This is a genomic window from Citrobacter arsenatis, from assembly GCF_004353845.1.
GTDB lineage: Bacteria > Pseudomonadota > Gammaproteobacteria > Enterobacterales > Enterobacteriaceae > Citrobacter > Citrobacter arsenatis.
In genome coordinates this window covers 3,714,883-3,739,075 of record NZ_CP037864.1, presented here as the reverse complement: position 1 = coordinate 3,739,075, position 24,193 = coordinate 3,714,883, and the positions used below count along the sequence as shown (strand labels likewise).

Here is a 24,193-nt window from a genome sequence, read left to right as displayed (position 1 = left end):
GCTATGGGAATTAACGAAATCATCATGTACATCATGATGTTCTTTATGCTGATTGCCGCCGTGGACAGGATCCTGTCGCAGTTCGGCGGTTCGGCGCGCTTCCTCGGTAAGTTCGGTAAGAGTATTGAGGGATCGGGCGGTCAGTTTGAAGAAGGCTTTATGGCGATGGGCGCGCTGGGCCTGGCGATGGTCGGTATGACCGCGCTGGCGCCGGTACTGGCGCATGTGCTCGGGCCGGTGATTATTCCGCTTTACGAAATGCTGGGCGCGAACCCGTCGATGTTTGCCGGAACGCTGCTGGCGTGCGATATGGGCGGCTTCTTCCTGGCGAAAGAACTGGCGGGCGGTGACGTTGCGGCGTGGTTGTATTCTGGCCTGATCCTCGGGGCGATGATGGGGCCGACGCTGGTGTTCTCCATTCCGGTTGCGCTGGGGATTATTGAACCGTCTGACCGTCGTTATCTGGCGCTGGGCGTGCTGGCCGGTATCGTCACCATTCCGATTGGTTGTATTGCGGGTGGTTTGATTGCGATGTACTCCGGCGTCGAAATCAACGGGCAGCCGGTGGAGTTCACCTTCGCGCTGATCCTGATGAATATGATCCCGGTGCTGATCGTGGCCGTGCTGGTGGCGCTGGGACTGAAATTCATCCCGGAAAAAATGATCAACGGCTTCCAGATCTTCGCGAAATTCCTGGTGGCGCTGATCACCATCGGCCTGGCTGCAGCGGTGGTCAAATTCCTGCTCGGCTGGGAGCTGATCCCAGGTCTTGATCCTATCTTCATGGCGCCGGGCGACAAGCCGGGTGAAGTGATGCGCGCCATCGAAGTTATCGGTTCTATTTCCTGCGTACTGCTCGGTGCGTACCCAATGGTTCTGCTGCTGACCCGCTGGTTTGAAAAACCGCTGATGAGCGTCGGTAACCTGTTAAAAATCAATAATATTGCGGCTGCAGGTATGGTCGCGACGCTGGCGAACAACATCCCAATGTTCGGCATGATGAAGAATATGGATACCCGCGGCAAAGTGATCAACTGCGCCTTTGCGGTCTCCGCGGCCTTCGCACTGGGTGACCACTTAGGCTTCGCCGCTGCCAACATGAACGCGATGATCTTCCCAATGATTGTCGGCAAGCTGATTGGCGGCGTGACGGCGATTGGTGTGGCTATGCTGTTGGTACCGAAAGATGAAGATGTGCCCGCAGAAGTAGAAACCAACCCGGAGGCGCAATCGTGAATACTCGCCAGCTACTGAGCGTCGGTATCGATATCGGCACCACCACTACTCAGGTGATCTTCTCGCGCCTTGAGCTGGTTAACCGTGCGGCAGTGTCGCAGGTGCCGCGCTACGAATTCATCAAACGCGAAATTAGCTGGCAAAGCCCGGTGTTCTTTACCCCCGTTGATAAGCAGGGCGGGTTGAAAGAGGCCGAACTTAAGGCGCTGATCCTCGCCCAGTATCAGGCGGCGGGCATCAAGCCTGAGGCCGTCGATTCCGGCGCGATCATCATTACCGGAGAAAGTGCCAAAACCCGCAATGCGCGACCGGCGGTGATGGCGCTCTCCCAATCGCTGGGGGACTTCGTGGTTGCCAGCGCCGGTCCGCATCTGGAATCGGTGATTGCCGGTCACGGCGCGGGGGCACAAACCCTCTCTGAGCAGAAGTTGTGCCGCGTACTAAATATCGACATCGGTGGTGGTACGTCGAACTACGTTCTGTTCGATGCCGGAAAGGTCAGCGGTTCGGCTTGCCTGAACGTTGGCGGACGGCTGCTGGAAACGGACGGCCAGGGGCACGTGGTGCATGCGCATCAGCCGGGACAGATGATTGTTGATGACGTATTTGGTCCAGGCTTTGACGCCCGAACCCTCAATGCGGCGCAGCTTGTTCAGGTAGCCCGACGGATGGCGGCGCTGATTGTTGAGGTGATTGACGGCACGCTTTCACCGCTGGCGCAGGCGCTGATGCAAACCGGTCTGCTGCCGGCTGGCGTGAAGCCGGAAGTGATTACGTTGTCCGGCGGGGTGGGCGAGTGCTACCGCAACCAACCTGCCGATCCGTTCTGTTTTTCCGACATTGGACCGCTGCTCGCCACGGCGTTGCATGAACATCCGCGCCTGCGTGAGATGAATGTGCAGTTCCCGGCGCAAACCGTGCGCGCCACGGTGATTGGCGCCGGGGCGCATACGCTGTCGCTTTCGGGCAGCACTATCTGGCTGGAAGGCGTGGCGCTTCCGCTGCGCAATCTGCCGGTGGCGATTCCGGTTGATGAGGCTGATTTGGTGGCCGCCTGGCAACAGGCGCTGTTGCAGCTTGATCTGGATCCGCAAACGGACGCCTACGTGCTGGCGTTGCCCGGTTCGCTACCGGTGCGCTATGCCGCGCTGTTAACGGTGATTGACGCGCTGCTGGCCTTTGTCGCGCGCTATCCGAATCCGCATCCCCTGCTGGTGGTAGCCGAGCAGGATTTTGGTAAAGCCCTGGGCATGCTGTTACGCCCACAGTTACAGCAACACCCGCTGGCGGTCATCGATGAGGTGGTTGTCCGGGCGGGGGACTATATCGACATTGGTACGCCTCTTTTTGGCGGATCGGTTGTGCCGGTGACGGTGAAATCACTCGCATTTCCTTCCTGAGGGAACGACTTATGAAACTAAAGACCACATTGTTCGGCAATGTTTATCAGTTTAAGGATGTTAAAGAGGTGCTGGCAAAAGCCAACGAACTGCGTTCGGGGGATGTGCTGGCAGGGGTAGCAGCTACCAGTTCGCAAGAGCGCGTGGCGGCCAAGCAGGTGCTGTCGGAAATGACGGTGGCGGATATCCGTAATAACCCGGTGATTTCCTATGAAGAGGACTGCGTGACGCGTCTGATTCAGGATGACGTCAACGAAACGGCCTATAACCGCATCAAAAACTGGAGCATCAGCGAACTGCGCGAGTACGTGCTGAGCGATGAAACTTCCGTGGATGACATTGCGTTTATGCGCAAAGGGTTAACGTCAGAAGTGGTCGCAGGCGTGGCAAAAATTTGCTCCAACGCGGATCTGATCTACGGCGGTAAGAAAATGCCGGTGATCAAAAAGGCCAACACTACCATTGGTCTGCCGGGCACCTTTAGCTGCCGTTTACAGCCGAACGACACCCGTGATGACGTGCAGAGTATTGCGGCACAAATCTACGAAGGGCTGTCCTTCGGGGCGGGGGATGCGGTGATTGGCGTTAACCCGGTAACGGATGACGTGGAAAACTTAAGCCGCGTACTGGATACCGTGTACGGCGTCATCGACAAATTCAATATCCCGACCCAGGGCTGCGTACTGGCACACGTGACCACTCAGATCGAAGCGATTCGTCGCGGCGCGCCGGGCGGGCTGATTTTCCAGAGTATCTGCGGCAGCGAGAAAGGCTTAAAAGAGTTCGGCGTTGAGCTGGCGATGCTGGATGAAGCACGCGCAGTAGGCGCTGAGTTCAACCGCATCGCTGGGGAAAACTGCCTGTACTTCGAAACAGGGCAAGGGTCTGCACTCTCTGCTGGTGCTAACTTCGGTGCCGATCAGGTGACGATGGAAGCGCGTAACTACGGGCTTGCGCGCCACTACGATCCGTTCCTGGTGAACACCGTGGTGGGCTTTATCGGGCCGGAGTATCTCTACAACGACCGTCAGATTATTCGTGCGGGTCTGGAAGATCACTTTATGGGCAAGCTGAGCGGCATCTCAATGGGCTGTGACTGCTGCTACACCAACCATGCTGATGCTGACCAGAACCTCAACGAAAACCTGATGATTCTGCTCGCCACCGCTGGCTGCAACTACATCATGGGCATGCCGCTCGGTGACGACATCATGCTCAACTATCAGACCACCGCCTTCCACGACACCGCGACCGTGCGCCAATTGCTGAACCTGCGTCCGTCGCCGGAGTTTGAACGCTGGCTGGAAACCATGGGCATTATGGCAAACGGTCGCCTGACCAAACGGGCGGGCGATCCGTCACTGTTCTTCTGATGACGCGGGGATGACACACGATGGATCAAAAACAGATTGAAGAAATTGTACGCAGCGTAATGGCGTCAATGGGGGAATCGCAGCCGCAGGCTCAAGCGCCGTCAGTACAAGCGAATTACAGCACCACGCAGTGCGCCGCACCGACCGGTGAAAGCTGTGCGATGGATTTAGGCTCAGCCGAAGCCAAAGCGTGGATTGGCGTTGAGAATCCGCACCGCGCAGAGGTGTTGACCGAGCTGCGCCGTAGCACCGCAGCGCGTGTATGTACCGGCCGTGCCGGTCCACGTCCGCGTACCCAGGCGCTACTGCGCTTCCTGGCCGACCACTCGCGTTCGAAAGATACGGTCTTAAAAGAAGTGCCGGAAGAGTGGGTAAAAGCCCAAGGGTTGCTGGAAGTGCGCTCAGAAATCAGTGACAAAAACCTGTATCTGACGCGCCCGGATCTGGGGCGTCGTCTGAGTGCGGAAGCCATTGAAGCGCTGAAATCACAGTGTGTAATGAATCCGGATGTGCAGGTGATTATCTCTGATGGCCTGTCGACTGACGCTATTACCGCCAACTACGAAGAGATCCTGCCGCCGCTGTTGTCGGGCTTAAAACAGGCCGGATTGAAGGTTGGGACGCCGTTCTTTGTTCGCTATGGTCGCGTGAAAATTGAAGATCAGATCGGCGAACTGCTGGGTGCGAAAGCGGTGATCCTGCTGGTTGGGGAACGTCCGGGCCTCGGCCAGTCGGAAAGCCTTTCTTGCTACGCCGTCTATTCGCCGCGTGTGGCGACGACCGTAGAGGCCGACCGTACCTGTATCTCGAACATTCACCAGGGCGGTACGCCTCCGGTTGAAGCGGCGGCAGTAATTGTGGATTTGGCCAAGCGCATGCTGGAGCAAAAAGCGTCCGGCATCAATATGACCCGTTAAGGAGGCATCATGCCAGCATTAGATTTGATTAGACCTTCAGTCACCGCGATGCGCGTGATTGCCTCGGTTAATGACGGTTTTGCTCGCGAGCTTAAATTACCGCCACATATACGTAGCCTCGGACTCATCACAGCAGATTCCGATGACGTGGCGTATATTGCCGCAGACGAAGCGACAAAACAGGCGATGGTCGAAGTGGTTTATGGCCGCTCGCTGTATGCCGGTGCGGCGCACAGTCCCTCTCCAACCTCGGGCGAAGTGCTGATTATGCTCGGCGGACCAAACCCGGCTGAAGTTCGCGCAGGTCTGGACGCGATGGTGGCCAATATTGAAAGCGGTGCGGCATTCCAGTGGGCGAATGATGCAGAAGATACCGCTTTCCTGGCGCACGTGGTTTCGCGTACCGGTTCGTATCTTTCCGCGACCGCAGGATGCCGGCTTGGCGATCCGATGGCGTATCTGGTAGCGCCGCCGCTGGAAGCGACATTTGGTATTGATGCCGCGCTGAAATCTGCCGATGTACAACTGGTGACCTACGTCCCACCGCCGTCAGAAACTAACTACTCGGCTGCGTTTTTGACCGGTAGCCAGGCCGCTTGTAAAGCTGCATGTAACGCCTTTGCCGATGCCGTTCTGGATATTGCTCGTAATCCAGTTCAACGCGCGTAAGAGAGGTTGTGATGATCAATGCACTGGGATTACTGGAAGTGGATGGCATGGTGGCTGCCGTGGATGCGGCGGATGCCATGCTGAAAGCCGCGAACGTACGCCTGCTTAGCCACGAAGTGCTCGACCCGGGCCGGCTGACGCTGGTGGTGGAAGGCGATCTGGCGGCGTGCCGTGCAGCGCTTGATGCCGGCAGCGCCGCCGCAGCGCGTACAGGCCGTGTTATCAGCCGTAAGGAAATAGGCCGGCCGGACGATGACACCCAGTGGCTGATCGGCGGTTTTAAGCGCCAGCCGAAGAAACCAGAACAGAAGCCAGAAGTGAAAACAGACGTAAAAGCGGAGAAGACGCAGGACGTCCCGTTGACGTCTGAATCCTCTGAGCAACTTCTGACGCTGTTGGCATCGGTCCGTCAAGGAATGACGGCAGGGGAAGTGGCTGCCCACTTTGGCTGGTCACTTGATGAGGCCAGAAAGGCGCTGGAACAGCTCTTTTCTGACGGAGCGTTGCGTAAACGCAGTAGTCGCTATCGCTTAAAAAATTAACCTGTCGGAGGGCCGGGGGCTTCGTTGAAGCTTCCGGCTTAAAAGATCATGAAAAAGAACCGTACTGCAAACCTGCACCATCTTTATCATGAAGCATTACCCGAAGACGTTAAACTTACGCCGAAAGTGGAGGTGGACAACGTTCACCAGCGGCGAACAACGGATGTGTATGAGCATGCGCTGACGATTACCGCCTGGCAGCAGATTTACGACCAGCTACATCCGGGAAAATTTCATGGCGAGTTCACGGAAATCCTGCTCGACGATATTCAGGTTTTCCGTGAATACACCGGACTGGCGCTGCGTCAGTCGTGTCTTGTCTGGCCGAACTCATTCTGGTTTGGTATTCCGGCCACGCGTGGCGAACAGGGATTTATTGGCACCCAGTGTCTGGGTAACGCTGAAATTGCCACCCGACCTGGCGGGACGGAGTTTGAACTGAGTACGCCAGACGATTACACCATTCTGGGTGTCGTTATTTCGGAAGAGGCGATTGCTCGTCAGGCCAACTTCCTGCATAACCCTGAAAGGGTACTGCATATGCTGCGCAACCAGTCGGCGCTGGAAGTTAAAGAACAACACAAAGCCGCGCTATGGGGGTTTGTGCAGCAGGCGCTGGCGACGTTTAGCGAGAATCCGGAAAACCTGCGTCAACCTGCGGTACGCAAGGTGTTGGGCGATAACCTGCTGCTGGCGATGGGCACCATGCTGGAAGAAGCGCAGCCGATCATCACCGCTGAGAGCATCAGTCATCAGAGCTATCGTCGCCTGCTGTCGCGTGCGCGCGAATATGTGTTGGAAAACATGTCAGAGCCGCTGACCGTGCTCGATTTGTGTAACCAACTGCACGTCAGCCGTCGGACGTTGCAAAACGCCTTTCACGCAATCCTCGGAATTGGTCCGAATGCCTGGTTAAAACGTATTCGCCTGAACGCCGTGCGTCGCGAGCTGATAAGCCCGTGGTCGCAAAGCGCGACGGTGAAAGACGCCGCTATGCAATGGGGATTCTGGCATTTAGGGCAGTTTGCCACCGACTACCAGCAGCTGTTTGCGGAGAAACCGTCGTTGACGCTGCATCAGCGTATGCGCCAGTGGGCGTGATGGCATTATTGTGCCGGATGCGACGCTTTGCGTCTTATCCGGCCTACGGGGCGGTGCCGTTGTGGTTGTAGGCCTGATAAGCGTAGCGCTATCAGGCAATTACACCCAGTCGCGGACCTGAATAAACTCGCTAAGGGCGGCTTCCGGGCTATTTGCTTCCGGCTGCCAGTCGTACTCCCAGCGCACCAGCGGCGGCATCGACATCAGAATTGATTCCGTGCGTCCACCGGTCTGTAAACCGAACAACGTGCCGCGATCCCACACCAGATTAAATTCCACATAGCGCCCACGACGATAAAGCTGGAAATCGCGCTCGCGCTCGCCCCAGTTCATCGCTTTGCGGCGTTCGACGATGGGCAGATAGGCCTCGGTGTAACCTTGCCCCACCGCCTGCATAAAGGCGAAGCAGTGGTCGAAATCCGGCGTATTCAGATCGTCGAAAAACAGCCCGCCAATGCCGCGCTGCTCGTTGCGGTGTTTAAGGAAGAAGTAGTCATCGCACCACTTTTTGTAACGGGGATAAACGTCATTGCCGAACGGCTGACACAGATCCCGCGCTGTGCGGTGCCAGTGAACCGCGTCCTCATCAAAGCCGTAGTAGGGCGTTAAGTCAAAGCCACCGCCAAACCACCAGACCGGATCGGCCCCCGGTTTTTCCGCGATAAAAAACCGCACGTTGGCATGGCTGGTGGGAATGTAGGGATTCTGCGGATGCACCACCAGCGAGACGCCCATCGCCTCAAAGCTGCGCCCGGCAAGTTCCGGGCGATGCGCGGTAGCCGAGGCCGGCATCGCGTCGCCGTGGACGTGGGAAAAATTAACGCCCGCTTGCTCAAAAATACCGCCGTTACGCAGCACCCGGCTGCGACCACCGCCGCCCGCTTCGCGCTGCCAGTTATCTTCAACAAACTCGGTGCCGTCTACGGCGGATAACTGCTGGCAAATATTATCCTGCAGGTTTAGCAGGAACTGTTTTACGCGCTGTGTATCGGGCTTCATAGTTAACGTTTCTTCGAGTGTGCTTTCTGGTTATCAAACCAGTGGAAATAACTGATGATGCCATTGGCAATCGCGGTGGCGATTTTCTGGCGAAATGCCGCTGTGCCCAGCAGACGTTCTTCTTCCGGGTTGGTAATGAACGACGTTTCGACCAGTACCGACGGAATTGACGGTGATTTTAGCACCACGAAGGCGGCCTGTTCCGTGCTGCGACTGTGCAGACGGTGTACCGGCTTGATCTTCTTAAGAATATGCGACCCTAACGTCAGGCTGTTTTTAATGGTGTCGGTTTGCACCAGATCGAACAGCACCTGCTGCAGCAAATGGTCTTTATCGGTGGTCTTCTTCCCGGCCACCTCATCGGCGCGGTTTTCACGATCGGACAAATACTTCGCCATGGCGCTACTGGCGCCGCGATTGGATAGCGCAAAGACCGACGCACCCGCAGCGCTCGGATTAGTAAAACCGTCGGCGTGGATCGACATAAACAGATCGGCGCCATGTTTATGGGCGATCTCGACGCGATCGTATAGCGGAATAAACGTATCGCCAGAGCGAGTCAGGCGTGCATCGATTCCCTGGTTGCGTAGGATCGAGCGCACGTTTTTGGCAATCGCCAGCACCACATGCTTTTCCTTCGACCCATTGCGACCAATTGCGCCGGTATCAATCCCTCCGTGACCCGGATCAAGAACAACAACGCGCTTAGCGCCGGATTTTTTCGCTTTCGGTTTGCTGTGGCCATTGCTGGTCTTTAGCGCTTCTTCTTTGGCGATGGCTTGCGACATGCCTGACAGCGTCAGGGCGGCCAGCCCGGCTTTCAACACCTGGCGGCGCGATGTGAGTGTTTTTAGTGGTTTAAAAGTGCTCATACGGCCTGAGTTGTAAAAAAAAGGTTCTAAACGTTATATCGTATCGCGTTGTCCGTTGCGACGGATCGGGATAAGAATTGTTTTACTTTTCATTTCAATACGTGACAATTCCGTATTATGCCATTTTTTCCGCCGCTTCGCGTCAGATATTGGCTAAATCAGCCGTTCGCGCCATAATCGCTTTTTAACGTCCTGAAAAGGTAACCAATACCATGGAAATACGCGTTTTTCGCCAGGAAGATTTCGAAGAGGTGATTACCCTCTGGGAGCGCTGTGATTTGCTGCGTCCATGGAACGACCCTGAAATGGACATCGAACGTAAAGTCAATCATGACGTCAGTTTATTCCTGGTTGCTGAAGTGAACGGTGAGGTGGTCGGCACGGTGATGGGCGGATACGACGGTCATCGCGGCTCGGCCTATTACCTGGGCGTGCATCCTGAGTTTCGTGGTCGCGGCATCGCCAATGCGCTGCTGAACCGGCTGGAGAAAAAACTCATTGCCCGCGGTTGTCCAAAGATTCAAATCATGGTGCGTGACGATAACGACGTCGTACAGGGCATGTATGAGCGTCTGGGCTATGAACATGCGGATGTACTCAATCTGGGCAAGCGCTTGATCGAAGATGAAGAGTACTGAGTTTCATCCGGCCGACTATGACGGCCATGGGCGTCTGCGCCTGCCTTTTCTCTTCTGGTGCGTACTGCTGCTGCAGGCGCGCACCTGGGTTCTGTTTGTCATTGCCGGTTCTTCCCGTGAGCAGGGCAATACGTTGCTGAATCTGTTTTATCCCGATCATGACGCGTTCTGGCTAGGGTTACTTCCCGGCGTTCCCGCGGTGCTGGCGTTTTTACTCAGCGGGCGACGCTTTGCGTTTCCGATGATATGGCGCTGGCTGCGCGGATTGCTGATCCTCGCTCAACTGGTGCTGCTGTGCTGGCAGCCAGCGATGTGGCTGGCAGGCGATCCGCTCAACGGCGTTGGGCTAGCGCTGCTGGTGGCGGATATCGTCGCGCTGATCTGGCTATTAACCAATCAACGCTTGCGCGCCTGTTTTTCCTTAGAGAAAGAATAACGGCACTTTTTGGCGAAAGCGGACTCCAAGCAACGTTGATAAATAAGGAAGGAAGTGAAATGAAATCACTGCGTTTGACTTTATGCGCGATGCCGCTGCTATTGACCGGGTGTTCAACGTTGTCGTCGGTGAACTGGTCTGCCGCCAATCCGTGGAACTGGTTTGGTTCTTCAACGCAGGTCAGTGAGCAGGGCGTCGGCGCGTTAACGGGGGCTACGCCGCTGGATGAAAAAGCCATTGCTGATGCGCTGGACGGTGATTACCGTCTGCGTAGCGGGATGAAGACCGATAACGGTAATGTGGTGCGTTTCTATGAGGCGATGAAAGATGACAAGCTGGCGATGGTCATCAATGGCAGCCAGGGAACCATCAGCAGAATTGATGTATTGGACAGCGACATTTCGTCTTCCGCGGGTGTCGAAATCGGTACACCGTTTAGCGACCTTTACACTAAAGCTTTCGGTAATTGCCAAAAAGCAACCGGCGATGACAGCGCGGGCGTTGAGTGTAAAGCTGAAGGAAGTCAACACATTAGCTATATTTTTTCCGGCGAGTGGAGCGGTCCTGAAGACATAATGCCGTCTGACGACACGCTGAAAGCATGGAAAGTAAGCAAAATTATCTGGCGGCGTTAATTTGCGTCTGAACAAATCGGCTTGTTAAAAAAACAGGTAGAATAGCGCCCATCAATGCCACGATGTCGTGGCATCTTTTTTTCAGGAGGAACAATGTCTCAGGTTCAGAGTGGCATTTTGCCAGAACATTGCCGTGCGGCGATTTGGATTGAAGCCAATGTTAAAGGCGACGTTGAGGCCCTGCGAGCGGCCAGCAAAACTTTCGCCGATAAGCTGGCGACCTTTGAAGCTAAGTTCCCGGATGCGCATCTGGGCGCGGTTGTCGCTTTTGGCAACAATACCTGGCGTGCATTGAGCGGCGGCGTTGGTGCTGAAGAGTTAAAAGACTTTATCCCTTACGGTAAAGGTCTGGCACCAGCAACCCAATATGACGTGCTGATCCATATTCTTTCTTTGCGTCATGACGTGAATTTCTCCGTCGCCCAGGCGGCAATGGAAGCATTTGGCGACTGTATTGAAGTCAAAGAAGAGATCCATGGTTTCCGTTGGGTTGAAGAGCGCGATCTCAGCGGCTTTGTTGACGGTACGGAAAACCCGGCGGGTGAAGAAACGCGCCGTGAAGTCGCGGTTATTAAAGACGGCGTGGATGCTGGCGGCAGCTATGTGTTTGTGCAGCGTTGGGAACATAACCTGAAGCAGCTTAACCGCATGAGCATTCATGACCAGGAAATGATGATTGGTCGCACCAAAGAAGCTAATGAAGAGATCGACGGCGATGATCGTCCGGTTACCTCTCACCTGAGCCGCGTCGATCTCAAAGAAGACGGTAAAGGGCTGAAAATTGTGCGCCAGAGTCTGCCATACGGCACCGCCAGCGGCACACATGGCCTCTATTTCTGTGCCTACTGCGCCCGTTTACACAACATTGAGCAGCAATTGCTAAGCATGTTTGGCGATACCGACGGTAAGCGCGATGCGATGCTGCGCTTCACTAAACCGGTGACCGGCGGCTATTACTTTGCCCCATCGCTGGATCGTTTGCTGAACCTGTAATTTTATGATGTCAGATGGCGCTGATGCCGCCATCTGGCACAAAATAGCTATTCCCCAAACCGCACAACGTCTGTCATATCGATAATGCGCCCGCATTGTCGCTCATCCTGGAAAACATCTTCCCAAGTTCAGTGCTATTAACCTACCTGTTTATTCGTAAAACAACAGTATTAAATGCAACTATTTGGAATCAATTAGATATTAATATCAATTTATTACTTTAAAAATTCTGAATATATCTGAATTAAACCATGATTTAAATGTGATAAAGATCTGCTTTTTGGGTGCCATTCATAAAAAATAAAATCGTTAATAAGTGTGATTAATTCCAGTATAAATTGATTTAATGACCTCATTTGTTGACAATTAAAATGGCACTCTTGTAATCTGAAAATGACCGAAAAATCACGGAATTTTTATTTAACTATTTTGCAACAAAAACTCCCTGGAGGTTTTATGTCTACAAAATTATGGGGTGGGCGTTTTGATATGCCTACAAATAAACTGGTTGAATCCTACAACGCGACAATTATGTTGGAACAACGTCTCTGCCCTTTCGATATTCAGGGGAGTATTGCCCATGCCACTATGTTGGGCCGTCAGGGAATTATCACGCAGGATGAAGCGAATAAGATTATTGCTGGCTTAAGGCAGGTAGATAAAGAGATTGAGGAGGGGCTATTTGTTTTTGATACCGTTGATGAAGATATTCATATGGCGATTGAACGGCGTATGACAGAAATAATTGGTCCTGTTGGCGGAAAGTTACATACAGGTCGTAGTCGTAATGACCAAACGACCGTCGATTCTAAAATGCATATGAGAGCAACTATTCGGGAAGTTCAGCAGGATATCGTTAATCTACAAAAAGTTATTATCAGCAAAGCTGAAAATAACATTAATGCGATCATGCCTGGGTATACTCATTTACAGACCGGGCAGCCCATTCTTCTGTCGCATTGGATAATGGCATATTATTGGATGTTGCGCCGTGACTGGACCCGTTTTGAAGACCTTTATCAACGCATGGGGGAATGCCCTTTAGGTTCAGCGGCCCTTGCTGGTACAACTTTCCCCATTGATCGTGATTTCACGGCTCAAGAGCTTGGTTTTGACAAGCCGACTGAGAATAGTATTGATTCTGTCAGCGATCGTGATCATATGGTTGAATTCACTGCTGCAGCTGCTATGTGTTTTATGCATCTTACCCGTTTGTCTGAAGAGCTGGTTTTATTCTCAAGTCAGGATTTTAAATTTATTGAGCTTTCAGATGATTTCTGTACCGGCTCCAGCATTATGCCACAGAAGAAAAATCCCGATGTGGCCGAAAAAATGCGTGGTAAAGGTGGGCGTATGTACGGAAATCTAATGGCGATGCTGACCATTATGAAAGGTATTCCTCTCGCCTACAATACTGATATGAGTGAGGACAAAGAACAGGTCTATGACTCTATGGATACCTTACAGACCAGTTTGAAAATTATGGCACCGATGCTCGAAAAAATGGTTATTCTTTCAGAAAATACTCGCAACGCAGCAGCAAGAGGATTCTCAAACGCGACCGATATGGCTGACTATCTGGTTCGTAAAGGAATCCCATTCAGGGAAGCTCACCATATTGTTGGCAGTGCTGTTAATTACTGTATAAAGCATAGAAAAATGTTGGAAGAGCTTACCCTGGATGAATTCCACTCATTTGATGAAAAAATTGATTGTGATATTTATGAGAGTATATCCCTCGAGGCATGTATTAAATCAAGAATGTCCTATGGTGGAACGGGTACTGATGCTGTTAAAAAACAGATCGAAGTTGCTAAATCATATTTAAACTAATCCTGAGCATAATAATTAATATCTCCTGGATGCAATATCCGGGAGATGCTTAGAGGTGAAAAATGGATACTTTATTTTTTATACAGTTATTAATTGTACTCGCCTGTATTGGTATAGGCGGGCGTTATGGCGGAATGGGGCTTGGTGCTGGAGGAGGACTTGGCGTTGCAATATTAGTTCTGGGCTTTGGACTAAAACCCTCCACACCATCTATTACTGCAATGTTAATTATTATTTGCGTGATTGGCGCTGTCAGCGTATTACAGGCCGCTGGTGGACTTGATTATCTTGTGCGTGTGGCTGAAAAATTACTGCGTAAAAAACCACAGGCTATTACTTTTGTAGCCCCAATATTAACTTCCATATTTACGCTATTCTGCGGCACGACTTACGTTGCTTTCTCTTTGTATCCGGTAGTCGCTGAGGTTGCTGCTGAAGCAAAGGTCCGTCCGGAGCGAGCGTTGTCCGCAACGGTTATTGCAGCCAGCGTCGCAGTTGCAGCCAGTCCGATGAGTGCGGCAACCGCGGGGATGCTGGCTATCCTGCATGAATATGCTGGGATTACTCTTGGGCAAATACTGACTATTGCACTCCCTTCATTCTTTTTGGCTGCCATTGTCACCAGCTTTTCAGTTTATAAACGCGGAAAAGAGCTGGAGGACGATCCGGAATTTCAGAGGAGAGTAGCCGCTGGCGAATATGAGTTCATGCATACTGAGCAGAAAAAAGAATATGTTGCTTCGGCCGGTGCTAAAAAAGGTGTTGTGATCTTTGCGATTGGTGTTGTACTGGTGCTTATTTTAGGCTCTTTTACGGGGTTACTTCCCTCCTGGGATGGAAAACGACTGTCTACCCCAATGGTTATTCAGATGATCATGTTGACAGCAGCTTTGTTTATTATGATTGTCAGTAAAGTGCCAAGTAGCACCTTGAATGGTGGCTCAGTCTTCCGTGCTGGTTTGATGGGGGTTGTCGCAATACTCGGCGTTTCATGGATGACGGCGACGTTTTTTGATGCCTATCAGCCAGAATTGATTAAGGTCTTTGGTGGCATTGTAAATGGCGCTCCAATGCTTTTTGGCGTGGTTGTATTCTTGTTCTCTTTGGTCATTATGAGTCCCGCGGCGACGGTAGCCGCCATCATGCCACTAGGTGTTACCTTAGGTATTCCAGCGCCGTTTCTTATCGCTATTTTTGCCTGTACCTGTGGTGACTTCATTATACCGGGAGCCAATCAAATCGGTTGTGTTGCATTTGACCGAACAGGTACCACAAAGATTGGACGATTTGTTGTTAACCATAGCTATATTCGTCCGGGCTTTGTCATGGTTATCTCTCAGGTAATTTTTGCTTATCTAATTGCCCAGGTTGTTCTGTAAAATACAGTCTGTGGAAAATTGTGGTGGCAACCTTCAGAAGTGAGTTATAGGGCATCCCCTTTGAGCTGGAACAAGGGGATGCCATGAAGAAAAGGTATTACCACAATTAAATTGCTCTCTCGCTCTACATCAGCATTCTGGAAAAAAGGAAGCAGAAAAGGGTTGATGCCACAACGGTAACAAGGCCTGGAAGCATGTAGCTGTGGTTAACCACATATTTGCCAATTCGAGTTGTCCCGGTTCGATCAAACGCCACACAGCCAATCTGTGCCCCTCCTGGAATAATGAACGATCCACAAGTAAGCGGGAGTAGGGCGACCAGGGTTTCTGCCGGATATCCCATTAACACGCCAGCGGGGAGTAGTGCTACAGCAGTTGCTGCTGGGCTATAAATTACGGCCGAAAGACCAAAAACAATAATGCCGAACAATACGGGATTCTGAAAACCGTGGAAGGCTGTGTTAAATAATTCGTGCCATGCCTCAAAAAAGGAGTTCATCATCCATGACAGACCAAATATGGCGACGACACCCACAAGACCTGCTTTAAATACAGAACCTGAATCGAGTTTTGACGGAGAAATTCGACACACCATCATAATAATACATGCCGTTGTCAGCATAATTATTTGCAGCGTGGTTGGGATGCTCATACGCTCCATTCCGCTACCGTTATTCCATTGTGGACGTAATTCAGGAATTGAACCCATAAGCACGACCAGAATGATACCGGTAAGGAAAATCAGCAATCCTCTCTTTGCCTCTTTTGTCACTATATTGGCTGTTCGCTCTTCAGCTTTTACTGATTCAAACTCACCTTCAGCAACCCTGCGTTGGAATTCCGGATCGTTTTTAAGCTCGTGACCTCTTTTAAAGACGAACAGGCAGCCAACAATACAGCCCAGGAACGTTCCGGGAACGGTGACCAACAAGATATCTAAAGCAGAGACATGTAATCCAGCAAGCACAGCAATTGTCCCTGTAACGACCGCACTGACTGGGCTGGCAATGAGCCCAAAATTGGCAGCGATTACCGACATAGACATGGCCCTCTCAGGCCGTACCCTGGCATCTGCTGCAATTTCAGCAATGACTGGATACACGGAAAAGGCAACATATCCTGTTCCGCAGATAGCTGTAAAAAGGTAAGCGACTGCTGGACCGAGAAAAGTGATAGCGCCCGGCCACTTTCTGAGGATCCGTTCTGCCATCGTAACGAATAAATCAAGACCACCGGCTGCTTGAAGGATTGTGATGCATGTGATAACCGCAAGGATAATAGAAATAACAGTAATAGGAGGTGAGTCGGGGGGGAGTCCAAAACCAAAAGTCAGGATAGCAAGTCCTAACCCGCCAGCAGCCCCGAGGCCAATCCCGCCAAAACGTCCGCCTATACCGATACATATCAGTACTATCGCAAACTGAGTTACGAATAACACCATAATTAATTCCTTTTTATTAACAAATGACCTGATATAATTTGAATAATAGGGCCTATAATCTTACCATAACAGTATATTAAGCAATCTAACTTATTAGATTATTTATACTCATGATTTTTACAGCACTTTAATCAGAGCGTGTTTATGGATAACAAAAACGAACTGTTTGAAAGTATTAAAAAATATCTGCTTGATGATGCTAACCGCAATGCTGACGGTCGCATTGAAACTGAAACTGAACTTGCCGTTCGTTTTAATACATCAAGATATAAAGTTCGTCAGGCGCTCAGCACGCTGGTACAGATGGGAATGCTTGAACGCTCTCCCCGTCGTGGTAGTGTTTTGAAAAATTTGGAACAGCACAACATAAATCACCAGTTGCTGATGCAGTTTGATTTGTCCGGGTTTGATATCACAGAATTTACAGAGGCAAGGATCCTGATTGAGTGTGCGATTATCCCTCTGGCAACGCGTAGAATCTTCCCGGCTATGCTCTCCAAACTTGAAAATGAGCTAAGGCTCATCGAAGAAAATGCGGATAACCCCGAGGTGGCCGATCGTCACGATAGAGATTTTCATTTGCTCTTGCTACAGGCGAGTGGCAATCGAGTTCTGCAGGTATTCTCAGATGTCTTGATTACTTATTTTGAGAAAACACGGGAGTCGTTACCTGCGAACGATCGTCAGTATTTTCTTGATACGGCGACAAAACAGAGGGAAATACTGCTTCATATTAAAAAAGGGGATGCGCAGATGGCGTCGGAGTTGATGAGAGCACATTTGCTGGAAAAACGGCTGTAAGTCTTCTGATAACGTAGTCAGAGCATGTTTGCTGCTGGGTCCCCGCATCGTCGGGGATTTTTTTTACCTGAGATTAACCTGATTTAGTGAGCTATTCCTCAGCACTAATTTGTTATTGCTGTATCTTCTGCGTGAATGAAGTGAAGGCTTCATATTCAAAAGGAGAATATTGAAATGGGAAAACTCACGGGCAAAACAGCATTGATTACGGGCGCATCTCAGGGTATTGGCGAAGGGATTGCCAGAACGTTTGCCCGCCATGGCGCGAACTTAATCCTGCTGGATATCTCCGATGAGATTGAAAAACTGGCGGATGAGTTGGCTGGTCGCGGACACCGTTGCACAGCTGTTCATGCTGACGTCAGAGATTTTGCTTCCGTCACCGCGGCGGTGAAACGTGCGAAGAAGATTGAAGGTAAAATCGATATTCTGGTCAACAACGCCGGCGTTTGTCGCCTCGGCAACTTCCTTGATATGAGCGATGAAGATCGCGATTTCCACATTGATATCAATATTAAAGGTGTCTGGAACGTAACGAAAGCCGTTCTGCCGGAGATGATTGCGCGCAAAGACGGGCGCATCGTGATGATGTCATCTGTAACCGGCGATATGGTTGCCGATCCGGGCGAAACGGCCTATGCGCTGTCGAAAGCCGCGATCATCGGTTTGACCAAATCCCTGGCGGTGGAATATGCGCAGTCCGGCATCCGCGTGAATGCCATTTGCCCGGGCTACGTTCGTACGCCGATGGCAGAAAACATCGCACGTCAGTCTAATCCGGAGGATCCAGAATCCGTATTAGTCGAAATGGCAAAAGCTATTCCGATGCGCCGTTTGGCCTGCCCACTTGAGGTAGGTGAACTGGCGGCATTCCTGGCGTCGGATGAGTCTAGTTACTTAACTGGCACGCAAAACGTGATTGATGGCGGCAGCACTTTGCCTGAAAGCGTAAGCGTTGGCGTCTGATTGATGCCGGTCTCCTCCCTGGTGAACCTGGGGAGGGGCTACCCTTAGAGCTATCCCATTAGGCTATTTTATTTGCCAGTTTGACCCAGGGCAGTGCTCAAAATCCTCACGTACTTCGTGTACGCTCCGGTTTTTCCGCGCTGTCCGTGTCCAAACTGCCTGCAACAATTACACCTACTGGGATAAGCTCTTATTCTCTTTTCAACTTTCAAATCATCAAACGGTATATAAAACCGTTACTCCTTTAGCACTGGTTATAAATATGATGGCCATAAGAAAGTCATTAAATTTATAAGGGTGCGCAATGGCCGTTAACTTACTGAAAAAAAGAACGCTGACGCTGGCAGCAATGCTGTTGCTGGTGGGTCAGGCGCAGGCAACGGAACTGCTGAACAGTTCATACGATGTTTCCCGCGAACTGTTTGCCGCCCTTAACCCGCCGTTCGAACAGCAATGGGCGAAGGATAACGGTGGTGACAAATTGACGATTAAACAATCTCATGCCGGGTCATCAAAACAGGCGCTGGCGATTCTGCAGGGGTTGAAAGCTGATGTGGTGACCTATAACCAGGTGACCGACGTGCAGATCCTGCATGACAAGGGCAAGCTGATCCCCGCCGACTGGCAAAGCCGTCTGCCGAATAACAGTTCGCCATTCTATTCCACCATGGCGTTTTTGGTGCGTAAGGGTAACCCAAAGAATATCCACGAATGGAACGATCTGGTTCGCCCGGACGTGAAGCTGATTTTCCCGAACCCGAAAACCTCCGGTAATGCACGCTATACCTATCTGGCAGCATGGGGCGCGGCAGATAAAGCGGATGGGGGGGATAAAGCCAAAACCGAACAGTTCATGACGCAGTTTTTGAAAAACGTGGAAGTATTTGATACCGGTGGTCGCGGCGCAACCACTACCTTCGTGGAACGCGGTCTGGGTGATGTGCTGATCACGTTTGAATCGGAAGTGAACAACATCCGTAAACAGTATGAAGACCAGGGCTTCGAAGTGGTGGTGCCGAAGGTCAACATTCTGGCGGAGTTTCCGGTGGCCTGGGTAGATAAAAATGTGCAAGCCAACGGTACTGAAAAAGCGGCAAAGGCGTACCTGAACTGGCTGTATAGTCCGCAGGCGCAAACCATTATTACTGATTTCTACTACCGCGTGAACAACCCGCAGGTGATGGAAAAACTGCACGATAAATTCCCGCAGACCGAACTGTTCCGCGTGGAAGACAAGTTTGGCTCGTGGCCTGAGGTAATGAAAACACACTTTGTCAGCGGCGGTGAGCTGGACAAACTGTTGGCGGCGGGGCGTAAGTAAATGTTTGCTGTTTCCTCCCGACGCGTGCTGCCCGGCTTTACCTTAAGTCTCGGGACCAGCTTATTGTTTGTCTGCCTGATATTGCTGCTGCCGCTGAGCGCGCTGGTCATGCAACTGGCGCAAATGAGCTGGGCGCAGTATTGGGAAGTGATTACCAATCCGCAGGTGGTCGCGGCGTATAAAGTGACGCTGCTGTCGGCGTTTGTGGCATCGATTTTTAACGGCGTATTTGGTTTGCTGATGGCGTGGATCTTAACCCGTTATCGCTTTCCGGGCCGTACGTTACTGGATGCGCTGATGGACCTGCCGTTTGCACTGCCTACGGCGGTGGCAGGCTTGACGCTGGCGTCGCTATTTTCGGTCAATGGTTTCTACGGCGAGTGGCTGGCGAAGTTTGATATCAAGGTGACCTACACCTGGCTGGGTATTGCCGTGGCAATGGCCTTTACCAGCATTCCGTTTGTGGTGCGTACCGTGCAGCCGGTGCTGGAAGAGCTAGGTCCCGAGTATGAAGAAGCGGCGGAAACGCTCGGCGCCACGCGCTGGCAGAGTTTTCGTAAAGTGGTACTGCCGGAGCTGTCTCCCGCGCTGGTGGCGGGCGTGGCGCTGTCGTTTACCCGCAGCCTCGGTGAGTTTGGCGCGGTTATTTTCATCGCCGGGAACATCGCATGGAAAACGGAAGTGACCTCGCTGATGATTTTTGTTCGCTTGCAGGAGTTTGACTACCCGGCCGCCAGCGCGATTGCGTCAGTGATCCTTGGTGCCTCACTGTTGCTGCTGTTTTCGATTAACACCCTGCAAAGTCGCTTTGGGCGACGCGTGGTAGGTCACTAATGGCAGAGATAACCCAATTGAAACGCTATGGCGCACCCCGCATCAACTGGGGGAAATGGTTTCTGATCGGCACGGGCATGCTGGTATCCGCGTTTATTTTGCTGGTGCCGATGATTTACATCTTCGTGCAGGCGTTCAGCAAGGGGTTGATGCCGGTATTACAGAACCTGGCTGACCCGGATATGCTGCATGCCATTTGGCTCACGGTGCTGATTGCGCTGATTGCGGTGCCGGTGAATCTGGTGTTTGGCGTATTGCTGGCCTGGCTTGTGACTCGCTTCAACTTCCCTGGACGCCAGCTGTTGCTGACGTTACTGGATATTCCGTTTGCCGTCTCGCCGGTGGTCGCAGGTCTGATCTATCTGTTGTTTTACGGTTCTAACGGCCCGTTGGGTGGTTGGCTGGATGAACACAACCTGCAAATCATGTTCTCCTGGCCGGGGATGGTGCTGGTGACGGTGTTCGTGACCTGTCCGTTTGTGGTGCGCGAGCTGGTACCTGTAATGCTGAGTCAGGGCAGCAATGAAGATGAAGCCGCGGTTCTACTTGGCGCATCCGGCTGGCAGATGTTCCGCCGCGTTACGCTGCCGAATATCCGTTGGGCATTGCTGTATGGCGTGGTGCTGACCAACGCCCGTGCGATTGGCGAGTTTGGCGCGGTGTCGGTGGTTTCCGGCTCGATTCGCGGCGAAACCTTGTCTCTACCACTACAGATTGAATTACTGGAGCAGGACTATAACGCAGTCGGTTCCTTTACCGCCGCCGCGCTGTTGACGCTGATGGCGATTATTACCCTGTTTTTGAAGAGCATGTTGCAATGGCGTCTGGAGAACCAGGAAAAACGCGCGCAGCAGGAGGAAAATCATGAGCATTGAGATTGCCAATATTAAGAAGTCTTTTGGTCGCACCCAGGTGCTGAACGATATCTCGCTGGATATTCCTTCAGGTCAAATGGTTGCTCTGCTGGGACCATCAGGTTCGGGCAAAACTACGCTGCTGCGCATCATTGCCGGGCTGGAGCATCAGTCCAGCGGGCATATTCGTTTTCACGGCACCGACGTCAGCCGTCTGCATGCGCGCGATCGCAAAGTAGGGTTTGTGTTCCAGCACTATGCGCTGTTTCGTCATATGACCGTTTTCGACAACATCGCGTTTGGTCTGACGGTCCTGCCACGGCGTGAGCGCCCGAACGCGGCAGCTATTAAAGCGAAAGTGACCAAACTGCTGGAGATGGTTCAATTGGCTCATCTGGCGGACCGTTTCCCGGCACAGCTTTCCGGTGGGCAAAAGCAGCGTGTGGCGTTGGCGCGTGCGCTGGCGGTAGAGCCGCAGATCCTGCTGCTCGACGAGCCGTTTGGCGCGCTCGATGCTCAGGTGCGTAAAGAGCTGCGTCGCTGGTTGCGCCAACTGCATGAAGAGCTGAAGTTTACCAGCGTGTTTGTTACCCACGATCAGGAAGAAGCGACGGAAGTTGCAGACCGCGTGGTGGTGATGAGTCAGGGCCATATCGAACAGGCGGATGCGCCGGATCAGGTATGGCGCGAACCGGCGACCCGTTTTGTGCTGGAATTTATGGGTGAGGTTAACCGCCTGCAGGGGACGATTCGCGGTGGACAATTCCACGTGGGCGCACACCGCTGGCCGTTAGGCTATACGCCTGGCTATCAGGGCCCGGTGGATCTGTTCCTGCGCCCGTGGGAAGTGGATGTTAGCCGACGTACCAGCCTGGACTCGCCATTGCCGGTACAGGTGCTGGAGGCCAGCCCGAAAGGGCACTACACCCAATTAGTTGTGCAACCCCTCGGGTGGTATAACGAACCGTTGACGGTGGTTATGCAGGGCGACGATTCCCCGAGCCGCGGTGAACGTCTGTTTGTCGGGCTGCAAAATGCGCGTTTATATAACGGCGACCAGCGTATTGAAACGCGTGAAGAGGAACTTGCCCTGGCGCAAAGTGCCTGATAGGTTAATTCGTATAGTTATCATCCGGTGGCGCTGCGCTTACCGGGCTTACCAGGTGCAGCATGACCTGTAGGCCGGTAAGCGCAGCGCCACCCGGCATTTTATTGAGCTGAAAACGTGAACACATTAGAACAAACAATTGGCAATACGCCTCTGGTGAAATTACAACGTCTGACGCCAGATAACGGCAGTGAAATTTGGGTCAAGCTGGAAGGGAATAATCCCGCAGGTTCGGTGAAAGACCGCGCCGCGTTGTCGATGATTGTCGAAGCGGAAAAACGTGGGGAAATTAAGCCCGGTGACGTATTGATTGAGGCGACCAGCGGTAATACCGGTATTGCGCTGGCAATGATCGCCGCGCTGAAGGGCTACCGTATGAAGCTGCTGATGCCAGACAACATGAGTCAGGAACGCCGTGCGGCGATGCGTGCTTACGGGGCTGAACTGGTTCTGGTGACAAAAGAGCAGGGGATGGAAGGGGCGCGCGATTTAGCCCTTGAGATGGCGCAGCGCGGAGAAGGTAAACTTCTCGATCAGTTTAATAATCCGGATAACCCATACGCGCACTACACCACCACCGGCCCGGAAATCTGGCAGCAGACATCAGGCCGTATAACGCATTTCGTCTCCAGCATGGGGACCACCGGCACTATTACCGGTGTGTCACGTTTTCTGCGTGAGCAGGAAAAACCGGTCACCATTGTTGGCCTGCAGCCTGAAGAGGGCAGCAGTATTCCAGGCATTCGCCGCTGGCCAGCGGAATATATGCCGGGTATTTTTAACGCCTCGCTGGTGGATGAGGTGCTGGATATTCATCAGAACGATGCGGAAAATACCATGCGTGAACTGGCCGTTCGCGAAGGGATTTTTTGCGGTGTCAGTTCTGGTGGCGCGGTGGCAGGTGCGTTACGTGTGGCACGTGCAAATCCGGGGGCAGTGGTGGTAGCGATCATCTGCGATCGCGGCGATCGCTACCTTTCGACCGGCGTCTTTGGTGAAGAGCACTTCAACCAGGGCGCAGGGATTTAATTTGTAGGCCTGATAAGCGTAGCGCCATCAGGCAAACGTACGACACAATCGCCGGATGATGATGCAAAGCGTGTTATCCGGCCTGCAATGTTCAATCGTTACGTTTTTCTACCAGCTTATCAAGGAATTGCCACAGTTTTTCATTCATCTGCTGGTAATCCCAGGCGCGCATCTCTTCCACCGAGCGGATGAAACGCTTCCCTTTGGCCTCGGCCAGCTCTTGCTCTGAGTGCTGAATTAATCCTTCGACAGCTTCGGCGGTAAACTCTATATGGCACTGAAAACCATAGATAAAATTACCGTATTGTACAATTTGTCGCGGGCATCCCTCGCTCGTGGCTAGAATTGTCGCCTGGTCGGTTAATCCCGGCATATCATTGTGCCAGTGACCGACGGTAAGCGGTGAGCCGAAATGGCTGAACAACGGGTGTTGTTGGCCTGCCTCGGTCAGGGCGATCGGGTAGTGACCAATCTCTTTTTCCGGACTTTGGCACACCTTCGCGCCCAGCGCTTCACCGATTAGCTGTGACCCTAAACAGATCCCCACTACGACTTTACGTGCTGAAATAGCCTGATTGATCAGATGCTGCTCGGCTTGAGAGTCAAAGTATGGGCACTCTGCCAGCGTGGTGCGGGGTGACTGCGGGCCGCCAAATACCACCAGCATATCGAAGCCATCGGCATTAGCGGGGACCGTTTCTCCGGCGTATACGCGTGACCAGGTGATGGTATAGCCGCGTGATTCGGCCCACGGCAGGTAAGTGCCAGCAGATTCGAAAGACTCATGAATAACAAAATGAACTCGCACTTTTTCTC

Annotated in this window: 24 protein-coding genes; 20 read left to right on the top strand and 4 right to left on the bottom strand. The window is 52.4% G+C overall.

Annotated features, from left to right (window positions below; all coding sequences use genetic code 11):
- Positions 1 to 3: 3 nt before the first annotated feature.
- From eutH to eutR, 7 genes are read left to right on the top strand one after another with little or no spacing between them, the layout of a single operon-like run.
- Complete coding sequence (gene eutH / locus E1B03_RS19215) at positions 4 to 1,236, top strand: ethanolamine utilization protein EutH (RefSeq protein ID WP_003835043.1); 1,233 nt, start codon at positions 4 to 6, stop codon at positions 1,234 to 1,236.
- Positions 1,233 to 2,636, top strand: a complete 1,404-nt coding sequence (eutA, locus tag E1B03_RS19210) for an ethanolamine ammonia-lyase reactivating factor EutA (protein WP_133086750.1) — start codon at positions 1,233 to 1,235, stop codon at positions 2,634 to 2,636. Before eutH ends, eutA begins: the two co-directional genes overlap by 4 nt.
- Positions 2,637 to 2,647: 11 nt before the next feature.
- The gene (eutB, locus tag E1B03_RS19205) at positions 2,648 to 4,009 is read left to right on the top strand and encodes an ethanolamine ammonia-lyase subunit alpha (RefSeq protein WP_005121914.1); all 1,362 of its coding nucleotides are present in this window, start codon (positions 2,648 to 2,650) and stop codon (positions 4,007 to 4,009) included.
- A 20-nt stretch (positions 4,010 to 4,029) separates the two neighbouring features.
- On the top strand, positions 4,030 to 4,926 hold the full coding sequence (gene eutC / locus E1B03_RS19200; protein ID WP_133086749.1) for an ethanolamine ammonia-lyase subunit EutC: 897 nt from the start codon (positions 4,030 to 4,032) through the stop codon (positions 4,924 to 4,926).
- Between the two features lie 9 nt (positions 4,927 to 4,935).
- Positions 4,936 to 5,595, top strand: a complete 660-nt coding sequence (eutL, locus tag E1B03_RS19195) for an ethanolamine utilization microcompartment protein EutL (protein WP_043017147.1) — start codon at positions 4,936 to 4,938, stop codon at positions 5,593 to 5,595.
- Between the two features lie 11 nt (positions 5,596 to 5,606).
- Positions 5,607 to 6,137 carry an ethanolamine utilization microcompartment protein EutK gene (gene eutK / locus E1B03_RS19190; RefSeq protein WP_103771624.1) on the top strand — a complete coding sequence of 177 codons (531 nt, stop codon included), beginning with the start codon at positions 5,607 to 5,609 and terminating at the stop codon, positions 6,135 to 6,137.
- A 48-nt stretch (positions 6,138 to 6,185) separates the two neighbouring features.
- On the top strand, positions 6,186 to 7,238 hold the full coding sequence (gene eutR, locus E1B03_RS19185; RefSeq protein ID WP_103771625.1) for an HTH-type transcriptional regulator EutR: 1,053 nt from the start codon (positions 6,186 to 6,188) through the stop codon (positions 7,236 to 7,238).
- A 99-nt stretch (positions 7,239 to 7,337) separates the two neighbouring features.
- Here the strand turns inward: eutR and hemF are convergent, their stop codons facing one another.
- Together hemF and amiA are read right to left on the bottom strand one after the other, a co-directional pair.
- A complete protein-coding gene (gene hemF / locus E1B03_RS19180) occupies positions 7,338 to 8,237 on the bottom strand; it encodes an oxygen-dependent coproporphyrinogen oxidase (protein ID WP_103771626.1) in 900 nt (299 codons plus the stop codon).
- 2 nt (positions 8,238 to 8,239) lie between these two features.
- A complete protein-coding gene (gene amiA, locus E1B03_RS19175) occupies positions 8,240 to 9,109 on the bottom strand; it encodes an N-acetylmuramoyl-L-alanine amidase AmiA (protein ID WP_038642512.1) in 870 nt (289 codons plus the stop codon).
- A gap of 212 nt (positions 9,110 to 9,321) precedes the next feature.
- On the opposite strand from amiA, the gene E1B03_RS19170 reads away from it, so the two are divergent.
- The 6 genes from E1B03_RS19170 (at position 9,322) to E1B03_RS19145 (ending at position 15,023) form a co-directional block, all read left to right on the top strand.
- Positions 9,322 to 9,747 carry a GNAT family acetyltransferase gene (locus E1B03_RS19170; RefSeq protein ID WP_003038048.1) on the top strand — a complete coding sequence of 142 codons (426 nt, stop codon included), beginning with the start codon at positions 9,322 to 9,324 and terminating at the stop codon, positions 9,745 to 9,747.
- Entirely contained in the window at positions 9,734 to 10,183 is a 450-nt protein-coding gene (locus E1B03_RS19165) for a DUF2919 domain-containing protein (protein WP_103771627.1), read from the top strand. The genes E1B03_RS19170 and E1B03_RS19165 overlap by 14 nt, the downstream gene beginning before the upstream one ends.
- Before the next feature lie 59 nt (positions 10,184 to 10,242).
- Positions 10,243 to 10,818, top strand: a complete 576-nt coding sequence (locus tag E1B03_RS19160) for an RpoE-regulated lipoprotein (RefSeq protein ID WP_103771628.1) — start codon at positions 10,243 to 10,245, stop codon at positions 10,816 to 10,818.
- Positions 10,819 to 10,911: 93 nt separating this feature from the next.
- Complete coding sequence (gene yfeX, locus E1B03_RS19155) at positions 10,912 to 11,811, top strand: porphyrinogen peroxidase (protein ID WP_103771629.1); 900 nt, start codon at positions 10,912 to 10,914, stop codon at positions 11,809 to 11,811.
- 456 nt (positions 11,812 to 12,267) lie between these two features.
- Positions 12,268 to 13,644 carry an argininosuccinate lyase gene (argH, locus tag E1B03_RS19150; RefSeq protein ID WP_103771630.1) on the top strand — a complete coding sequence of 459 codons (1,377 nt, stop codon included), beginning with the start codon at positions 12,268 to 12,270 and terminating at the stop codon, positions 13,642 to 13,644.
- A gap of 62 nt (positions 13,645 to 13,706) precedes the next feature.
- Positions 13,707 to 15,023, top strand: coding sequence for an anaerobic C4-dicarboxylate transporter family protein (locus E1B03_RS19145; protein WP_103771631.1), 1,317 nt, complete (start codon positions 13,707 to 13,709; stop codon positions 15,021 to 15,023).
- Positions 15,024 to 15,147: 124 nt separating this feature from the next.
- Here E1B03_RS19145 and E1B03_RS19140 read toward each other — a convergent pair whose 3' ends face one another.
- Entirely contained in the window at positions 15,148 to 16,464 is a 1,317-nt protein-coding gene (locus E1B03_RS19140; protein ID WP_103771632.1) for an anaerobic C4-dicarboxylate transporter family protein, read from the bottom strand.
- 144 nt (positions 16,465 to 16,608) lie between these two features.
- On the opposite strand from E1B03_RS19140, the gene E1B03_RS19135 reads away from it, so the two are divergent.
- The 7 genes from E1B03_RS19135 to cysM all read left to right on the top strand — a co-directional run bounded on the left by E1B03_RS19135 (position 16,609) and on the right by cysM (position 23,377).
- Positions 16,609 to 17,265 carry a FadR/GntR family transcriptional regulator gene (locus E1B03_RS19135; protein WP_103771633.1) on the top strand — a complete coding sequence of 219 codons (657 nt, stop codon included), beginning with the start codon at positions 16,609 to 16,611 and terminating at the stop codon, positions 17,263 to 17,265.
- Between the two features lie 174 nt (positions 17,266 to 17,439).
- Positions 17,440 to 18,231 carry an SDR family oxidoreductase UcpA gene (gene ucpA / locus E1B03_RS19130; RefSeq protein ID WP_103771634.1) on the top strand — a complete coding sequence of 264 codons (792 nt, stop codon included), beginning with the start codon at positions 17,440 to 17,442 and terminating at the stop codon, positions 18,229 to 18,231.
- Between the two features lie 304 nt (positions 18,232 to 18,535).
- Positions 18,536 to 19,552 (top strand): sulfate ABC transporter substrate-binding protein, encoded by a 1,017-nt coding sequence (locus E1B03_RS19125; RefSeq protein ID WP_133086748.1) that lies wholly within the window; start codon positions 18,536 to 18,538, stop codon positions 19,550 to 19,552.
- Positions 19,553 to 20,386 (top strand): sulfate/thiosulfate ABC transporter permease CysT, encoded by an 834-nt coding sequence (gene cysT, locus E1B03_RS19120; protein ID WP_103771636.1) that lies wholly within the window; start codon positions 19,553 to 19,555, stop codon positions 20,384 to 20,386.
- Entirely contained in the window at positions 20,386 to 21,261 is an 876-nt protein-coding gene (cysW, locus tag E1B03_RS19115) for a sulfate/thiosulfate ABC transporter permease CysW (protein WP_103771637.1), read from the top strand. The genes cysT and cysW overlap by 1 nt, the downstream gene beginning before the upstream one ends.
- Entirely contained in the window at positions 21,251 to 22,348 is a 1,098-nt protein-coding gene (gene cysA, locus E1B03_RS19110; protein WP_060683459.1) for a sulfate/thiosulfate ABC transporter ATP-binding protein CysA, read from the top strand. Before cysW ends, cysA begins: the two co-directional genes overlap by 11 nt.
- A 117-nt stretch (positions 22,349 to 22,465) precedes the next feature.
- The gene (gene cysM / locus E1B03_RS19105; protein ID WP_103771638.1) at positions 22,466 to 23,377 is read left to right on the top strand and encodes a cysteine synthase CysM; all 912 of its coding nucleotides are present in this window, start codon (positions 22,466 to 22,468) and stop codon (positions 23,375 to 23,377) included.
- 91 nt (positions 23,378 to 23,468) lie between these two features.
- Here the strand turns inward: cysM and E1B03_RS19100 are convergent, their stop codons facing one another.
- The gene (locus E1B03_RS19100; protein WP_133086747.1) at positions 23,469 to 24,185 is read right to left on the bottom strand and encodes a type 1 glutamine amidotransferase; all 717 of its coding nucleotides are present in this window, start codon (positions 24,183 to 24,185) and stop codon (positions 23,469 to 23,471) included.
- Between the last annotated feature and the right edge of the window lie 8 nt (positions 24,186 to 24,193).

What these genes read in the sequence shown, in the direction of transcription:
- eutH (WP_003835043.1), top strand. Translation starts at nt 4, where the DNA reads ATGGGAATTAACGAAATCATCATGTACATCATGATGTTCTTTATGCTG.
- eutB (WP_005121914.1), top strand. Translation starts at nt 2,648, where the DNA reads ATGAAACTAAAGACCACATTGTTCGGCAATGTTTATCAGTTTAAGGAT.
- eutC (WP_133086749.1), top strand. Translation starts at nt 4,030, where the DNA reads ATGGATCAAAAACAGATTGAAGAAATTGTACGCAGCGTAATGGCGTCA.
- eutL (WP_043017147.1), top strand. Translation starts at nt 4,936, where the DNA reads ATGCCAGCATTAGATTTGATTAGACCTTCAGTCACCGCGATGCGCGTG.
- eutK (WP_103771624.1), top strand. Translation starts at nt 5,607, where the DNA reads ATGATCAATGCACTGGGATTACTGGAAGTGGATGGCATGGTGGCTGCC.
- eutR (WP_103771625.1), top strand. Translation starts at nt 6,186, where the DNA reads ATGAAAAAGAACCGTACTGCAAACCTGCACCATCTTTATCATGAAGCA.
- hemF (WP_103771626.1), bottom strand. Translation starts at nt 8,237, where the DNA reads ATGAAGCCCGATACACAGCGCGTAAAACAGTTCCTGCTAAACCTGCAG.
- amiA (WP_038642512.1), bottom strand. Translation starts at nt 9,109, where the DNA reads ATGAGCACTTTTAAACCACTAAAAACACTCACATCGCGCCGCCAGGTG.
- E1B03_RS19170 (WP_003038048.1), top strand. Translation starts at nt 9,322, where the DNA reads ATGGAAATACGCGTTTTTCGCCAGGAAGATTTCGAAGAGGTGATTACC.
- E1B03_RS19165 (WP_103771627.1), top strand. Translation starts at nt 9,734, where the DNA reads ATGAAGAGTACTGAGTTTCATCCGGCCGACTATGACGGCCATGGGCGT.
- E1B03_RS19160 (WP_103771628.1), top strand. Translation starts at nt 10,243, where the DNA reads ATGAAATCACTGCGTTTGACTTTATGCGCGATGCCGCTGCTATTGACC.
- yfeX (WP_103771629.1), top strand. Translation starts at nt 10,912, where the DNA reads ATGTCTCAGGTTCAGAGTGGCATTTTGCCAGAACATTGCCGTGCGGCG.
- argH (WP_103771630.1), top strand. Translation starts at nt 12,268, where the DNA reads ATGTCTACAAAATTATGGGGTGGGCGTTTTGATATGCCTACAAATAAA.
- E1B03_RS19145 (WP_103771631.1), top strand. Translation starts at nt 13,707, where the DNA reads ATGGATACTTTATTTTTTATACAGTTATTAATTGTACTCGCCTGTATT.
- E1B03_RS19140 (WP_103771632.1), bottom strand. Translation starts at nt 16,464, where the DNA reads ATGGTGTTATTCGTAACTCAGTTTGCGATAGTACTGATATGTATCGGT.
- E1B03_RS19135 (WP_103771633.1), top strand. Translation starts at nt 16,609, where the DNA reads ATGGATAACAAAAACGAACTGTTTGAAAGTATTAAAAAATATCTGCTT.
- ucpA (WP_103771634.1), top strand. Translation starts at nt 17,440, where the DNA reads ATGGGAAAACTCACGGGCAAAACAGCATTGATTACGGGCGCATCTCAG.
- E1B03_RS19125 (WP_133086748.1), top strand. Translation starts at nt 18,536, where the DNA reads ATGGCCGTTAACTTACTGAAAAAAAGAACGCTGACGCTGGCAGCAATG.
- cysT (WP_103771636.1), top strand. Translation starts at nt 19,553, where the DNA reads ATGTTTGCTGTTTCCTCCCGACGCGTGCTGCCCGGCTTTACCTTAAGT.
- cysW (WP_103771637.1), top strand. Translation starts at nt 20,386, where the DNA reads ATGGCAGAGATAACCCAATTGAAACGCTATGGCGCACCCCGCATCAAC.
- cysA (WP_060683459.1), top strand. Translation starts at nt 21,251, where the DNA reads ATGAGCATTGAGATTGCCAATATTAAGAAGTCTTTTGGTCGCACCCAG.